Annotated in this window: 13 protein-coding genes and 1 pseudogene; 13 read left to right on the top strand and 1 reads right to left on the bottom strand. The window is 40.0% G+C overall.

The annotated features are described in order from the left end of the window. Window positions 1-189 precede the first annotated feature (189 nt). Both DW005_RS11640 and DW005_RS11635 read left to right on the top strand, forming a co-directional pair. Window positions 190-1,260 (top strand): leucine-rich repeat protein, encoded by a 1,071-nt coding sequence (locus DW005_RS11640; RefSeq protein WP_117479629.1) that lies wholly within the window; start codon window positions 190-192, stop codon window positions 1,258-1,260. A gap of 66 nt (window positions 1,261-1,326) precedes the next feature. Then, on the top strand, window positions 1,327-2,490 hold the full coding sequence (locus DW005_RS11635) for an FprA family A-type flavoprotein (protein WP_117479627.1): 1,164 nt from the start codon (window positions 1,327-1,329) through the stop codon (window positions 2,488-2,490). A 75-nt stretch (window positions 2,491-2,565) separates the two neighbouring features. Here DW005_RS11635 and DW005_RS11630 read toward each other — a convergent pair whose 3' ends face one another. After that, a complete protein-coding gene (locus DW005_RS11630; RefSeq protein WP_117479625.1) occupies window positions 2,566-3,726 on the bottom strand; it encodes a DUF4317 domain-containing protein in 1,161 nt (386 codons plus the stop codon). A gap of 565 nt (window positions 3,727-4,291) precedes the next feature. Between DW005_RS11630 and DW005_RS11625 the strand changes: the two genes are divergently transcribed. From DW005_RS11625 to DW005_RS11575, 11 genes and pseudogenes are all read left to right on the top strand, one after another. After that, complete coding sequence (locus DW005_RS11625) at window positions 4,292-5,563, top strand: hypothetical protein (protein ID WP_117479623.1); 1,272 nt, start codon at window positions 4,292-4,294, stop codon at window positions 5,561-5,563. A 115-nt stretch (window positions 5,564-5,678) separates the two neighbouring features. Continuing rightward, window positions 5,679-5,957, top strand: coding sequence for a type II toxin-antitoxin system Phd/YefM family antitoxin (locus DW005_RS11620; protein WP_117479621.1), 279 nt, complete (start codon window positions 5,679-5,681; stop codon window positions 5,955-5,957). Between the two features lie 2 nt (window positions 5,958-5,959). After that, complete coding sequence (locus DW005_RS11615; RefSeq protein ID WP_117479619.1) at window positions 5,960-6,277, top strand: type II toxin-antitoxin system RelE/ParE family toxin; 318 nt, start codon at window positions 5,960-5,962, stop codon at window positions 6,275-6,277. Between the two features lie 116 nt (window positions 6,278-6,393). After that, on the top strand, window positions 6,394-7,053 hold the full coding sequence (sigK, locus tag DW005_RS11610; RefSeq protein WP_117479618.1) for an RNA polymerase sporulation sigma factor SigK: 660 nt from the start codon (window positions 6,394-6,396) through the stop codon (window positions 7,051-7,053). A gap of 1 nt (window position 7,054) precedes the next feature. Continuing rightward, window positions 7,055-8,788 (top strand): S8 family peptidase, encoded by a 1,734-nt coding sequence (locus DW005_RS11605; RefSeq protein ID WP_117479616.1) that lies wholly within the window; start codon window positions 7,055-7,057, stop codon window positions 8,786-8,788. A 397-nt stretch (window positions 8,789-9,185) separates the two neighbouring features. Next, window positions 9,186-10,217 (top strand): annotated as a pseudogene (locus DW005_RS11600) (ABC transporter ATP-binding protein); the annotation flags it as partial. 379 nt (window positions 10,218-10,596) lie between these two features. Further along, entirely contained in the window at window positions 10,597-11,394 is a 798-nt protein-coding gene (locus DW005_RS11595; RefSeq protein WP_117479612.1) for an ABC transporter permease, read from the top strand. Beyond that, the gene (locus DW005_RS11590) at window positions 11,388-12,179 is read left to right on the top strand and encodes an ABC transporter permease (RefSeq protein WP_117479610.1); all 792 of its coding nucleotides are present in this window, start codon (window positions 11,388-11,390) and stop codon (window positions 12,177-12,179) included. Before DW005_RS11595 ends, DW005_RS11590 begins: the two co-directional genes overlap by 7 nt. After that, window positions 12,176-13,567 carry an ABC transporter substrate-binding protein gene (locus DW005_RS11585; RefSeq protein ID WP_117479608.1) on the top strand — a complete coding sequence of 464 codons (1,392 nt, stop codon included), beginning with the start codon at window positions 12,176-12,178 and terminating at the stop codon, window positions 13,565-13,567. The genes DW005_RS11590 and DW005_RS11585 overlap by 4 nt, the downstream gene beginning before the upstream one ends. A 98-nt stretch (window positions 13,568-13,665) precedes the next feature. Further along, window positions 13,666-14,028, top strand: a complete 363-nt coding sequence (locus tag DW005_RS11580; RefSeq protein WP_117479606.1) for a transcriptional repressor — start codon at window positions 13,666-13,668, stop codon at window positions 14,026-14,028. Between the two features lie 132 nt (window positions 14,029-14,160). Further along, window positions 14,161-14,751, top strand: coding sequence for a DUF3793 family protein (locus tag DW005_RS11575; RefSeq protein WP_117479604.1), 591 nt, complete (start codon window positions 14,161-14,163; stop codon window positions 14,749-14,751). Window positions 14,752-14,890: the final 139 nt, after the last annotated feature.

Genomic DNA, 14,890 nt, shown 5'->3' with positions numbered 1-14,890 from the left:
CGTTATAGTAAGTAGATGCTTCAAACGGAGATGATTTTGACCGTTTAGGGACGAAAAACAACCATTCGTGCCGGTTTTGTTTTTTACGGATGATTATATGCTATGATAAGTGAGTAAGGGAGGTGACAGAATATTGTAAACTAGAGAAAATACTAACACAAAACAAAGTAATATTTTAGGAGGCAAAGTATGAAAAAAATTGTATCAATTATTATGTTAACAGCACTTTTGTTTACGTCAATTACAAACGGCACAACAAGTAAAGCAATATCGCAATATAAGCGAATTACATCAGGGAACTATGAATATGCAGTTTTAGATGAAGCCAATAAAACCGCAACCGTGTTAAAGATTAAACCGACAAAAGAAGTGGTAATTCCGAAGATAATTGATGGATATTCCATTGTGCAGATTGGAATATGTTGGAATGAATATGATTACTATTTTAATGAGGAAAACGAATATCATTTTACAGATAGTGAGTATGCTGAATTTAAAAATTCTCGACATGTATTTTCGACAGATAGTAAGTCAGTAGAAAAGATTACGATTCCGGAGGGAGTAAAAAAAATAGGAGAATTTGCTTTTGCGAATACACCGAATTTAAAACAACTTAATTTGCCAAAAAGCCTAAAGTATATTTATGCTGAGAATTTTTTGGATGCTGCAAAATTAACGAAAATCGTATTCAAAGATTCAATTTGTGTTAGGAACGCGTTCGCTAATATTAAAAATGTGATACTAAATGGCAATTTTGACAGTAATTTTTGGGAAGATTGCGTTACACCATCAAGAGACGGTATGCATGGGAAAATAAATCAATTAGAGGTTAAGGGAAAAAGAAATGTAACCATAAGTGCTGGTTCTAAAATTCAAAAAATAATTGTTTCAAAGTCAGTTAAGGATTTATATATATCTGACAGCAATCTAGTGAAAAAACTGAATGTTAAGAGCAAGAAGACAAAGGTAAGCATTGACCCAAACTTAACATCAATTATTCGTACACAATTTGACATGGGAACCTATGCGAAAAAGAAATCAGGAAATTATACATGGTCCAAACCTTATTTTAAACTTGTGAGTAATGACGATGGTAATTATAAAAAGCAGATTTCCTACCTTGTCAAATACAAGAAAAATGGTAAATCAAAGACGAAAACAGTGAAAAAGAATAAAATCAAGAAACTTTATTCCAGTTCAAAGATTCATGTATATGCAATCGTAAAAGTAAAAAAACAAAGAGTTCCGTATATGCCTTGATTTTTCTATGGGATGGTGTTATTCTTAAGTCGATATTATTGACCTAAGGATAAGGAGGATTTGTAAATGAGTAATGTGACGATTTCAGATGCCATTCGTTATATTGGAGTGGACGATAAAGATATTGATTTGTTTGAGAGCCAGTACATTGTGCCAAATGGCGTATCGTATAATTCTTACGTGATTTTGGATGAAAAAATTGTTGTTATGGATACGGTGGATGCCAGAAAAACTGATGAATGGCTGGAAAAATTAGAGAGAGAACTTGATGGAAAAACACCGGATTATCTTGTGATTTCTCATTTGGAGCCGGACCACAGCGGAAGCATTCAGGCAATTGCTGAAAAATATCCGCAGATGCAGTTTGTCAGCAATGCGAAAGTATTTGCGATGCTGCCACAGTTCTTTGAGATGGATGTAACAGACAAAAAAGTGGTTGTTGCTGAGGGAGATACCTTGTCTCTTGGTGCACACACACTTACGTTTGTGATGGCACCGATGGTTCACTGGCCGGAGGTTATGGTTTCTTATGAATCCACGGAAAAAGTTTTGTTCTCTGCCGATGCTTTTGGTAAGTTTGGTGCGCTGGATGCTGATGAAGACTGGGCTTGTGAAGCAAGAAGATATTACTTTAATATTGTAGGTAAATATGGTGCGCAGGCAGCCGCTTTGTTGAAAAAGGCAGCCGGCTTGGATATTCAGAAGATTTGTCCTCTTCATGGACCAATTCTTCAGGAAAACCTTGCCTATTATATTGGTAAATATCAGGTTTGGAGCAGCTACGAAGCAGAAGATGATGGTGTATTTGTTGCCTATGCATCCATTCATGGAAATACGGCAAAAGCAGCGAAAAAACTTGGTGAAGTGTTAGAAGCCAAAGGTGCAAAAAAAGTCGTTGTCAGTGATTTGTCAAGAGAAGATATGGCTGAGGCGATTGAAGATGCGTTCCGTTATGATAAAATCGTAGTTGCCTGTGCAACATATGATGGCGGTCTGTTTCCGGTTATGCAGGATTTCCTGTACCACTTAGGTCACAAAAACTTCCAGAACAAAAAAGTTGCCTTCATGGAAAACGGAAGTTGGGCTCCGGTAGCAAATAAGAAAATGCGCGAAGCATTTGAGAAGATGAAAAATATGACACTCTGTGACAACATGGTTACAATCAAGTCGACGATGAAAGAGGCAGATGTCGCTCAGATGGAAGCGTTAGCAGATGAATTGTTGGCATAATTTATAATTCAATATAAGAGACGTAAAAAGGCAGTTTCAAGAAGGAAAATCCTTCGTGAAACTGCCTTTATCATATTATTCTTCTTCAGTTTCTTTGTCCTTATGAGCAAGCTCAGATACAATCTGAATTCCATTTACCTCTACTAAATCATTAATTTCAATGACTAAGCACGGAACGCCGTCGATTACTTTTGTTTCTACTAAGTCGGTTCTCTCCGGATTAACGGAAACTTTAACATCCGGGGTGCGCACCTCAAAATTCCTTGTATTGGATAAGTTGGTGGCAACCAGTGTTTCATTTTCTCCGACGGACTCGTCATAATGTGTCTCAAAAGCCTCAATTTGTTCTTCCTCAACACCGCATTTTTCCAGAAGATGCGTCATGTCGGATTTATCTAATGTGAGAGGCTCCGGATTTTCTTTGTTTTCTGCTACCATCTGATTCAGATTTTCATGAATGGATTTAACCACCTCATAATCACATTCTAAGCCAAGCGATTCCTCTACAATTGCGTTGAATGTTTCTTTCTGGCTTTTTGCCGGGAGCGGCATACGGCAGCCGAGGAGCTTGTCGGTAATCACCTCATCCACCTCATCCGCATTTTTGGAATAATACAAAAGGCTGTGAATATCCATGTTGCGGTCATTAAATGCCGGGAACAAAAAGCCAAGTTCCGGCGGCTGTACGAGCCAGTCGCGAATCCGGTCCTGAATGTGGTTGGTCTCTGCATTGTAGCAAAGTCCCGGTTTTGTCAGCTTAACCGGACAGATGCTGCAAAGAATGTAATCATACACATATTCCGATGCATCAAAATTTTCAATGCCGTCTGTTGTGATTTTCGGAATATCATAAGCGTCATGAACCAAAATAATAAAATAATTTTCCGGATAGCCGTAATTTTCAATTACTTTGTCATAAAAGGCATCCAGCAATTCATCATCGGTCAGTTTGCTTTGTAACAGTTTCATTAAAAATACCTGCGTGCCATCTTCTTTTGTTTCCTGTTCGGTTGGAAACTCCATATTCAGAAGTGTTTTTCCGATGGAGCCGGAAAGTGTTTTGCGGAAAATGTCAATGTATTTAAACATTTCTTCTTCCGGAAGACCTAAAAACGCTTCCTTTAAAGTCATGCGTTTTTGCTTGTCGGCATCCACGTAACATCCGCAGAGTCTTGTAAAGCTGCATTTTGTTTTTGTAAATCGTTTTTTGATTTCTGCGATTTCTTTTTTGTTCATATGTACCTCCCTTAACCGGCAGACGCCGGAAATTGTCTTTTTCCATTGTACCACATCAGGGAGAAAAAAAGGAAATATTATTTTGTACTCTTTTTTACTTTTTTATCAATATATTATCTTTTGCGTAAAGAACGTGATTGCTTTTGGAAACACGAACGGTTTTTAATTTCGTGATGCTGTGTATGTCTTCAAAAGCACCATCGCAGTTGTGTGCTTCTTCTACATATATGCCAAAAACTGTCTGGCCGAATTCATCAAAGCCATCTCCAGAATTGGCATCTCTTGTGATGTAATCATAACCTATTTGTGTTACCGGTGCACCGCCAAGTGTAGCTGGAATGTCAAGATTTTTTACTTTCCCTTTATTGCTTGTTACATCAATTTTTTTTTCATAGTTAAATTCTCCCTTCGATAATTATTTGCTTTTTTGTGGGTGTCTATTTACAATACGAATGAAAAATGGAAAATGTTATAAAAAAGTAAAAATAGATTAAATAAACTGCAACATTTTACCATTTTCAATCGTATTGTTTATAGAAACAACCCGAGAAGGAGGATGATGTATATGGTAAAAAAATTCAGCAAAATAGGGGTTTGCATGGTTTTTGTACTTTCTATGATTTTACCGCAGGCGGCGGTTTCAAAAGCAAAGACAGCGAATCCGTACACTGGCAAAAAGTATGTTTACTGCAGTAATTACAAAGACGGAATTGAACTCTATGGAAAGGATGGCAGTAAAAAGAAAAAGTACACATTGATTAAAAAAGAGTATTCAATGAGGGAAATTTACAAGACGAAAAGCTATATTTATTATTACAAAGTAAATCGGAAGGATTCGTCGACCGGTTATGTATGGCAGGTTCCGTTGAACCAAAAGAGCGGAAAGTTAAAAGTAAAAAAGAAAAAGAAATTGTTTTATGTCAACGAATGGCGGGAGTTCCTTTATGCGACGGATAAAAAAATTGTCTATCGCATAAACAATTCGATTGTATCTTATAATAAGAAAACGAAACAGAAAACGTCACTTACCGGAAAGCCTGTCTATTACAGCAGTATTAATGTTGCAAAGGATGCATCAGGGCTTACTGCAAAGATTGGAAACTGCATTTATTACTCGCGGTTTAAGAGTTATTATAAAAAAATTGATGAAGCCTTTTACCAGTTAAATCTGTCTACCGGAAAACGTAAAAAAATAGTAAATAAGGCTTCGCAGTATGAGTCAAAACGCTACCGTTATGATGAACATGAAAAGTTAGATACGCAGGTTGGAATTTCCGGTAAAAAACTGTATGTTCCAACAGAAAAGTGGATTGTTTGTTATGATATGGCAAAGAAGAAGAAAACAAACCTGATTTCAATGGATGTATTAATGCAGTGTGTAAAAGAGAAGTTTTCCACAGATGCATTCCATTCGATGCATATTGATAAGTTCTATTTTATCGGCAATACAATGTATTTGCAATTAGCAGTAGATTATCAGTATAAAATTGGAGCATATCAGGAAATTTCATACGACAGAAATTATGTTGTTGTAAGTTTAAATAAAAAGAGCGGGAAGTCGATTACCTATGAGGAAGAACTAAGTTCTTTTTTGAAGAATTATGGAAATGGATATAATGACGGCAATCAGTGTGGCATGCACAATTGGACCGTGCGTACAGGAATGATACTGGATGTAACGCAAAACGGTACCTGGATTGGTGAATTTGTAAATGAGAAAGGTAAACTTTTTTATTATTCCTACAACAAAAATACGAAAGTGACAAAACTCTACAGCAGTAAAAAGGCGAAAGTTCGTCTTATGCAGCAGGGGCTTAATGATGAAGCGTATGTGTGATTTATACGCTGATGGTAATTTAAGATTTATTGACACAAACAGCACAACATCCGATATTGAATATATACACAAAAGATGATATAATTTGCATATATTATACACGGAGGTGACTAATATGTTGACATTACAAGAAACAATAAGACCATCTGCTGATTTGCGAAATCATTATTCTGAAATATCAAAACTGTGTAAGGAAAACAAAGAAGCAGTGATTATTACAGTAAATGGCAGAGGTGATACGGTTACACTTTCCTATGAAGAATATAAAAATATGAAAGCAAGAATAGAATTATTAGAAGTATTAGCCGAAGCGGAAGATGATGTTAAAAATAGCAGAGTTGCTCCAATAACGGAAACATTTGATGATTTGAGAAAAATGCTTCAGGAGGAGTGATTATGAAGGATGCGGTAATAAGGACTGATACAGCCGATGCAGGTATCAGAAAAATAATTTTGTATATTGCTCAAAATTTTGGAAATACAGCAGCACTTGAGAAACTTGACGAGATTGAAAAACGAATTCTTGAATTAGGAGATGATCCATATATTGGAAGCGAGCCGAGATATCTTATTCTTAAGAGACAAGGGTATAAAGTGCTTATTTTAGAAAAAGACTTAGTATTTTATAAAATTCATGAGGAAAATAAGCAAGTGATTGTATATGCAGTCGTAGATCAACGCCAAGATTATTTGAATATTATTCGTGGTTTGTAGAGAAGTTTATCCTAAAAAAAGAGATGCCCCGAGGACCTCTCTTTTTTTTTACGTCCAGGCACTTATGGACAAAAAATTACATAGGATGAAAGTAACGACAATCTCTGAGGTGTATCATGCAGTCATTTCCACAGCCTTTAAGTGTAGAGGAAGAAAATGAAGCAATTGAGAGATGGGAACAGGGTGACAGAGAGGCAAGAAATATTCTGATTGAACGAAATCTTCGGCTGGTTGCCTATCTGGTGAAGAAATACAGCAATTCCGACCATAGTGTCGATGATTTGATTTCCATAGGGACAATTGGACTGATTAAAGCGGTCGACACATATCGAATAGGGAAGGGCGTTCGGTTAGCGACGTATGCCTCCCGCTGTATCGACAATGAATTGTTGATGACATTTCGGAGTGATAAGAAGCGGGCGCGGGAGATTTTTTTGTATGAGCCGATTAGCGGGGATGATGGCGAGGGAAATGCACTTCGGTTTCTGGATGTCTTGGAGAGTGTGGACGAGGATATTCCGGAGCGGATGGAAAAGGAAGAAAATGTAGAAAAATTATACGGTTATATTGAGAAAAATCTGACGGAACGAGAAAAGTTAATTATCCGCCTCCGCTATGGTGTGTCCGAGGGAAAGGGAACACCGGAAAATCCGGAAATTACGCAGCGTGAAATTGCCAAACGTCTTGGTATTTCGCGCAGCTATGTGAGCCGGATTGAAAAAAAGGCACTACAAAAGCTTCGGTGTGCATATGATTATGGAAGGAGAAAAAAATGAGATGTCGGATCCTAAAATAGAAAATTTACTGGAGTTATCTCTAGATGTCTCAGAAGGTACAAGAGAAAAAAGCGAAAATTTATCTGCCGGTTATGACCCGGAAGAAAAGTTGTGGCAGGTGATTATTCGGTATTCCGGAGAACTTTTGCAATTGGCAGGTAACTATGAGCGGGTGACGCCGCTGTTAGGAGGGTACGCTGTTCTAGAAGTGACAGAAAAACAGTTGAGAGCGTTGGCAGAAGAACCACAGGTAGAATATATTGAAAAGCCAAAGGCGTTGTCTTTTGCCGTATACGAAGGAAAACTGGTATCGTGCATTCCTCCCGTGCAGAGGGAACCCCTTTCTCTGACCGGACAGGGTATTCTGGTAGGAATCATAGATTCCGGAATTGATATATATCATCCGGATTTTCGAAAGGAAGATGGAACAACAAGAATCGTGGGAATTTGGAACCAGACGGCGGTAAATGAGGGCGAAATGGAGCTTATGCCACCGTCCGGTTATTCCTTCGGCTTGTTTTATTCGGAAGAAAAAATAAATGAATTGTTACAAGCATTAGGTCCTGCGCCGGCAGTGGATGCAAGCGGACATGGAACACATGTTGCCGGGATTGCAGCAGGCAATGGCCGTGCCAGCCGGGGAGAAAATCGCGGTGTGGCGTATGAATCACAACTGTTAATTGTGAAATTAGGCGGCAGGACGCAAAGAGATTTTCCGCAGACGGCAGAACTGATGCAGGCAATTGATTTTTGTATTCGTTTTGCGGCAGAAAGAAACCAGCCGCTTGCCTTAAATTTAAGTTATGGAAATAATTATGGTTCACATACCGGTACGTCATTATTGGAAACGTATTTGGATGAAGCAGCTTTAGTGGGGCGCACAACAATCTGCATTGGCAGCGGCAACGAGGGCAATTTGCGGCGGCACGCTTCCGGGCAGTTAGAGGCAGGCAGAGAGAAAGTTGTAGAGTTTAGCGTCTCACCCTATGAAACAAGTCTGTCCATTCAATTGTGGAAGCAGTATGTGGATTCCTTTCAAATTACATTAACAACGCCATCCGGAAGTCAGATTGTCGTATCGGAGGAAACGGCAGGAACCTTTCGCTCTTTGCAGGATGGAATGGAAATTTTGTGGTATTTTGGTGAGCCGTCGCCCTATCAGATTTTGCAGGAAATTTATCTGGAAATTATCCCCGCATATGACCGGACAATGATTCAGGGCGGTATCTGGAAATTAACACTCACGCCTAAACAACTGGTGGATGGGCGTTTTGATTTTTGGATGCCAAGCGGTGCACAAATTAATGAAGAAACCGGATTTTTAGTTTCCGAATCAGCACTTACGCTTACCATTCCCTCAACTGCCAGACGACCAATTACTGTAGCGGCATACGATGCGAATACAGATACCTATGCGCCCTTTTCCGGGCGCGGTTATGTCTGCTGCAACCGGAGCAAGCCGGATTTGGCGGCGCCGGGTGTCGATATTTTGTCCTGTGCACCCGGTGGTGGATATACGAGAAAAAGCGGAACCTCAATGGCGTGTCCATTTGTCACCGGAAGCGCCGCCCTCTTAATGCAGTATGGGATTATCAGTGGAAACGATTCATACTTATACGGTCAGAAAGTAAAAGCCTACCTAATCCGGGGGGCCAGGAGAACAAGAGCATTTGAAACCTTTCCAAATGACAGAGTAGGATGGGGAATGCTGTGTGTGGCGGACAGTATTCCATGATGTCAGAAAAATTACCAACCAAAGCATTTGGTAATGGATATCTAATTTTTTGCTTTTGGGGCAGAAATCATTGTTAAACTATTTGGAATTCCTGTAAATTAGGAGAAATGCTTTGTGACTCGTGGGTTTTGAGTACGTCGGTATGCGTTGCAAGAAGTCCGGTGGACTTCTGTTATGCAACGACCGAAGCGGAGCGGAGACCACTGGTAGTTTCAGTGTCCATACCGCTACGCACTCAATGAGTGAGAACGCCCACGAGACGCAAAGCATTTCTCCTAATTTATAGGAACCCAAAAATGTCAATGATTTCTGCCCCAAAAGCAAAAAATTGGATGCACTTGATTTTTGTCCCCCAAATACGCTATAATAACGGCAAATTTGCTTGCGAGGTACAAAGATGGCTACAGAAAATAATATCATTGAATTGCGTCATGTAAAAAAGTGTTATGAAAAGGACACGCCCGTTATCAAGGATTTTTCCCTTACGATAAAAAAAGGGGAATTTGTTACCTTTTTGGGACCGTCCGGCTGCGGAAAAACGACGATATTGCGTATGATTGGCGGCTTTGAGCAGCCGACCGGGGGAGAGATTTTATTACACGGAAAAGATATCAGCAAACTTCCACCGGCGAAACGCCCAATCAATACGGTGTTTCAGAAGTATGCCCTATTTCCGTATCTCAATATTTATGACAATATTGCCTTTGGCTTGAAAATGAAAAAAGTGCCGAAAGAAGTGATTCGGGAAAAGGTAAAAAAAGTGTTGGAAGTGGTTGATTTAGAAGGATTTGAAAAAAGAAAAATTTCTACGTTGTCCGGCGGACAGCAGCAGCGTGTTGCGATTGCGAGAGCAATTGTTAATGAGCCGGAAATTCTTTTGTTGGATGAGCCACTTGGAGCCTTAGATTATAAGATGCGGAAAGAAATGCAGTTTGAATTAAAGGAAATGCATAAAGAGCTTGGCATTACATTTATTTTTGTTACTCATGACCAGGAGGAAGCTCTGGCTCTTTCAGATAAGGTTGTGGTTATGGCGGATGGAAAAATTCAGCAGGCGGGAAAACCGGAAGATATTTATAAGGTGCCGGAAAATGCATTTGTCGCCGATTTTATTGGCGAGAGTAATATTTTTGATGCCAAAATGGTCGGTGACTGCAGGCTTTCAATTCACGGGGTGGAGTTTGGCTGCAAGGAGAATTTTCCACTTGGCGACCATGTTGAGGCTGTGATTCGACCGGAGTCGGTTATTCTTTGCCCGGCAGAAGAGGGAAAAATACAAGGAAGAGTTCATTCCTCCGTGTTCAAGGGAACGTTTCATGAGATTGTTATTTATTCCGGAAAAAGTGAAATTGTAGCGCAGAATGAGGAAGCAATTGAAGCAGGCACGAAGGTCGGAATCGACATCAAACCGCAGGGGATTCATGTTATGCCGTATAATCAGAACATCAACCATTACGAGGGACTGATGGATGCGAGTGGACATGTTCTATTTGTGGACGGCAGCAGGAAACCGGATTTGACAAAACTTTTTTCAGGGAAGGTGCCGGAAAATACAGAAGGAATTCATGTTATGGCGTCCTTTTTGCCGGCAGATGCAAATTTAAGTGATGACCCGGCAGAAGGATTTGTTGAAGGAAATATTATATCTATTATATATAAAGGCGACCACTACAAATATAAAATCCGAAGCAAAAATGATGTGGATTATTATGTGGATGATGAGTGGCTGTGGAATATGGGCGACTATGTCAGTGTGGTAGTGCCGGATGAAAAAATAACATATGAAGTGATAAATAAGGGGGCGCGGGATGATTAGATTTTCAAGGAAGCAGCTTCGGATCCCCTACCTTGTTTTTCTGCTTGTGTTTGTGGTATTGCCGCTTTTTGTTATTTTATATTATGCACTTACGAATGGAGAGGGACAGTTTACATGGGAAAATTTTCGTGAGTTTTTTGTCGATGGGAAAACCATGGGAACTTTGTTTTACAGCCTTATGATTGCTGTTACAACAACGATTGTCTGTTTATTGATTGCGTATCCGACTGCTTATATACTGGCGCGGGGCAATCTGAAACGGGGACCGGTCTATGTGATTTTGCTTGTGATGCCAATGTGGATTAATTTTACGCTGCGCATTACAGCTGTCAAAGAAATTTTAGATGTCATGGAGGGAAATCTTGCGATGTATCCGTTTTTCAATACGATACTCTGCATGGTGTATGATTTTCTTCCCTTTATGATTCTGCCCCTGTACACAACGATATCCAAATTGGATGACAGTCTTCCGGAAGCAGCGGCTGATTTAGGCGCATCGTCTTTCCATGTGTTCTGGCGGGTCATGATTCCGATGACGTTACCGGGGATTATCAGTGGTGTGACAATGGTATTTTTGCCGGCGATGACAAATTATGTTGTGTTAGATATGATTTATAACAGTACCTATATTATGGGAAGCCTGATCGGCAGTTATTTCAATGCGTATGACTGGCACAATGGCTCCATGATTTCAATCCTTCTTCTTATTTTAATGTTCTTTGTGACATGGATTACGGACCGTTTTGCAAAGAAGCAGGAAGTGGAAGCAAGAGGAGGTGGCATATGGTGAAAAAATTAGGACAAAGACTCTGGCTTTTTTGTGTATTTGTGTTTTTGTATGCACCGATTTTTGTGCTGATTGTTTACAGTTTTACGAGTTCTACGATGATTGGTGCGATTCGTGGTTTTTCACTGGAGCATTATGTCACATTATTTACCACGAAGGAACTGCTCCATATGATTGGCGGAACGCTTCTTTTAGCAGTTACGGTTGCTTTTTTGTCCACTCTTCTTGGAACCATTGGTGCAATCGGTTCCTTTTACGCTGGGAAAAAAAGCGGGCAGTGCATCAATTTTTTGAATCAGATTCCAATTGCCAATGCAGAAGTTGTAACTGGTTTTAGTATCTGCGTTTTGATGATTGTTTTGTTTGGTGTGGACAAGGACACGTATCTGCCGCTGCTTGTCGGACAGACGGTATTATGCGCTCCATTTGCGTATTTGTCGGTGCTGCCGAAATTAAAACAGATGGATCCGAATTTATATGAAGCAGCTTTGGACCTTGGCTGCAATCACAGACAGGCTTTGTGGCGCGTGATTGTGCGCGAAATCATGCCGGGCATTACATCCGGATTTATGTTGTCTGTCACGTTGTCACTGGATGATTATTTTATTACAACGTATACAAAACCAGCGGTGTTTGATACAATCAGCACCTACGTGGTAAATGCAACGAAGGGGGCAAGAACCGAAATTAAGACGGCGTTGTGGGCATTGTCTGCGATTATATTTTTTGTTGTTGTTCTCGTTGTGATTGGAATGAATATGAAAGCGGGGAGGAAACAAAAACGATGAAAAAAATATGGATGATATTTTGTTTTTCGCTGCTTTTTTGCAGTACAGTTTTCTTTGGCTGTGAGAACAAGGAGAATCAAAGCGAAGAAATTGTGCTTCGGATTGCCAACTGGGAGGAATATTTAGATGAAGGCGGCTGGGACGAAGATGAGACAATTGATTTGGATGAGAAAACGAAAATTTTAGGCAGAGAAAATATGGTAGACGATTTCGAATCCTGGTATGAAAAGACATATGGGGAGAAAGTACGCGTTGAATATTCTACTTTTGGAACAAATGAAGATTTGTATAATCAGATGACATTGGGAGATACTTTTGATTTGGTCTGTCCATCGGAATACATGATTATGAAGTTGATGAAGGAGAAAAAACTGGAGCCGTTTTCGGAAGATTTTTTCGATGCTTCAAAAAAAGAAAATTATTACAGCCGCGGTGTTTCTCCTTATATTAAAAATGTATTTGATGATTTAAAGATAAGTGGCGAATCGTTAAGCCGTTATGGGGCCGGTTATATGTGGGGTGTTATGGGACTTGTATATAATCCTTCGGCGGTGTCAAAAGAAGATGTCCGCCACTGGTCGGTTTTGCTTGACGAAAAGTATAGGAAACAGGTGACGATGAAAGACAGTGTACGCGATTCTTATTTAGTTGCCCTTACGATTTTAAAAGAGAAAAAATTGTTGTCGGAAGAGTTTCAAAAAGCGATGGAGACAACTCATTGTCTGACGGATGAGTTAAATGACACATCAGAACAGACGGTTACCAAGGTGCAGACGATTCTGGAAAAAATGCGGAAAAATTCGTATTCACTGGAAACGGACAGTGGAAAAGCGGATATGGTGACCGGCAAAGTCGTTCTTAATATGCAGTGGTCCGGTGATGGTGTTTACACGATGGATGAGGCCGAAAAAGACGGGCTCGAACTTAGTTATGCGGTGCCGGAAGAGGGAAGCAACCTTTGGTTTGATGGTTTTTGCATGATGAAAAACGGAATTTCCGGTGATGCCAAGAAGAAACAGGCGGCGCAGGCTTTTATCAATTATATTTCACGGCCGGACAATGTAATCCGCAATATGTATTATGTCGGCTATACTTCAGTGATTGCCGGTGGTGACAGTGATTTGATTTTTAAGTATGCAGATTGGTGCTACGGTGCAGAGGAGGATGAAGAGGAAGTATCCCCTTATGACTTATCTTATTTTTTCTCCGGTGCAAAAGAGACCCCAAATAAGTATGTATTGGAGGTGCCAAAGTCGCAAGCCTCACGGCAGGTCAGTGCCCAGTATCCGGAGCAAAGCGTTTTGAAACGCAGCGCTGTTATGCAGTGTTTTAGTGAGGAAGCGAATCGGAGAATCTCAAGGATGTGGATTCGAGTGCGTTGTTTTTGAAAAAAAGTTGGCAATAACGGACGCGTGTTCTTGACAACTTACGAGAGTTAGTTTATACTAACGATGAAAAACATCATTTTCGTAAGGAGGAACATTCCATGCAGAGAGAAGAAATACTGGAAAGATTGCGTGAACAAGGATGCCGCATCACAAAGCAGCGTCAGCTTTTACTTGATATTATTTTGCAGGAAGAATATTCCTGCTGCAAAGAAATTTATTACAAAGCGGCAAAACAAGATTCGTCGATTGGTATTGCGACCGTTTACCGTATGATAAATACATTGGAGGATATCGGTGCAATCAGCAGAAATACCATGTACCGCATTGACTGCGGTGATGACTGCCTGGCGAAAGATAACTGCGAGGTAAAATTAAACGATGGAACCAGTCTGGAACTGACACAGGCACAGTGGAATCAGGTGATTGCCAGTGGATTAAAGGCTTGCGGTTTCCAGAGTTGATTTCTACAAATTGGATGGAATAATTGGATTCTTAATAGGAAATTGTATCAGTAAGGTGTATTGACAGCAGATACAGGGTTTGGTATGATTAACACAAGTTAGACAAAACTAACCAAGGAGGAATCCAATTGCATGAGCAAGGAAGTCATTGAGATGATTCGGAAGATGGATATGGAACAGGTTGAGAATCAATTTGTTCTACAGTGTGCGCCATTGATTGCCGGATTAAAAATGTCCAATTTATTTATCATTCGTAAAAACCATTTGCGGAGATTGTGTGCTCTCCTGCAAAATAGCGGTATCCGTTGCCGTGTCCTTTATTTGGACGGAGACAAACTAACGGTCTTATTGTACAATCCTGCCATGCTAGCGATTTATATGCGGAACAAGCGTGCCACTACAATTTTGATGGAAAATGGCTATGAGCAGTTTGATCTGGAATCCATTCTGCTTGAATTTGGACGCAGATATCGTAGTTATCGTACGGAAAACAAATCATTCCCCCATGAACTGGGACTCCTTTTGGGATATCCGATCGATGACGTGGAAGGATTTATAAAAAACGATGGAAAGAATTGTCTATATACGGGATATTGGAAAGTGTACGCCAATGTTCCGGCCAAAAGAAATCTGTTTCGCCGGTTTGAGTGTGCCAGAGAAGAACTCATGAAACAAATCAGACAAGGGAAAAAGGTGGAACAGGTAATTGCGTGCAAACGCTAATGCAACAATTTTGAACAAAGGGACTGCCATAGAAAATCCCGAAATTAAAAAAGAAGTTCAATTTGTCTCTTGACAAATGAACTTCTTTCAGACTGTAGACAAAGTGGTGCTAGGACTGTTGTCCTGGCACCATTTTTTC

Origin of the sequence: Clostridium sp. AF36-4, assembly GCF_003435975.1 — a bacterium.
Lineage (GTDB): Bacteria > Bacillota > Clostridia > Lachnospirales > Lachnospiraceae > Eubacterium_F.
This window is presented reverse-complemented; position numbering and strand designations above follow the sequence as displayed.

Bases quoted from the DNA above. Each gene is read 5' to 3' on its own strand.
- DW005_RS11625 (WP_117479623.1), top strand. From the start codon at position 4,292: ATGGTAAAAAAATTCAGCAAAATAGGGGTTTGCATGGTTTTTGTACTT.
- DW005_RS11590 (WP_117479610.1), top strand. From the start codon at position 11,388: ATGGTGAAAAAATTAGGACAAAGACTCTGGCTTTTTTGTGTATTTGTG.
- DW005_RS11615 (WP_117479619.1), top strand. From the start codon at position 5,960: ATGAAGGATGCGGTAATAAGGACTGATACAGCCGATGCAGGTATCAGA.
- DW005_RS11605 (WP_117479616.1), top strand. From the start codon at position 7,055: ATGTCGGATCCTAAAATAGAAAATTTACTGGAGTTATCTCTAGATGTC.
- DW005_RS11635 (WP_117479627.1), top strand. From the start codon at position 1,327: ATGAGTAATGTGACGATTTCAGATGCCATTCGTTATATTGGAGTGGAC.
- DW005_RS11620 (WP_117479621.1), top strand. From the start codon at position 5,679: ATGTTGACATTACAAGAAACAATAAGACCATCTGCTGATTTGCGAAAT.
- DW005_RS11575 (WP_117479604.1), top strand. From the start codon at position 14,161: ATGAGCAAGGAAGTCATTGAGATGATTCGGAAGATGGATATGGAACAG.
- DW005_RS11595 (WP_117479612.1), top strand. From the start codon at position 10,597: ATGATTAGATTTTCAAGGAAGCAGCTTCGGATCCCCTACCTTGTTTTT.
- DW005_RS11630 (WP_117479625.1), bottom strand. From the start codon at position 3,726: ATGAACAAAAAAGAAATCGCAGAAATCAAAAAACGATTTACAAAAACA.
- DW005_RS11640 (WP_117479629.1), top strand. From the start codon at position 190: ATGAAAAAAATTGTATCAATTATTATGTTAACAGCACTTTTGTTTACG.
- DW005_RS11580 (WP_117479606.1), top strand. From the start codon at position 13,666: ATGCAGAGAGAAGAAATACTGGAAAGATTGCGTGAACAAGGATGCCGC.
- DW005_RS11585 (WP_117479608.1), top strand. From the start codon at position 12,176: ATGAAAAAAATATGGATGATATTTTGTTTTTCGCTGCTTTTTTGCAGT.
- sigK (WP_117479618.1), top strand. From the start codon at position 6,394: ATGCAGTCATTTCCACAGCCTTTAAGTGTAGAGGAAGAAAATGAAGCA.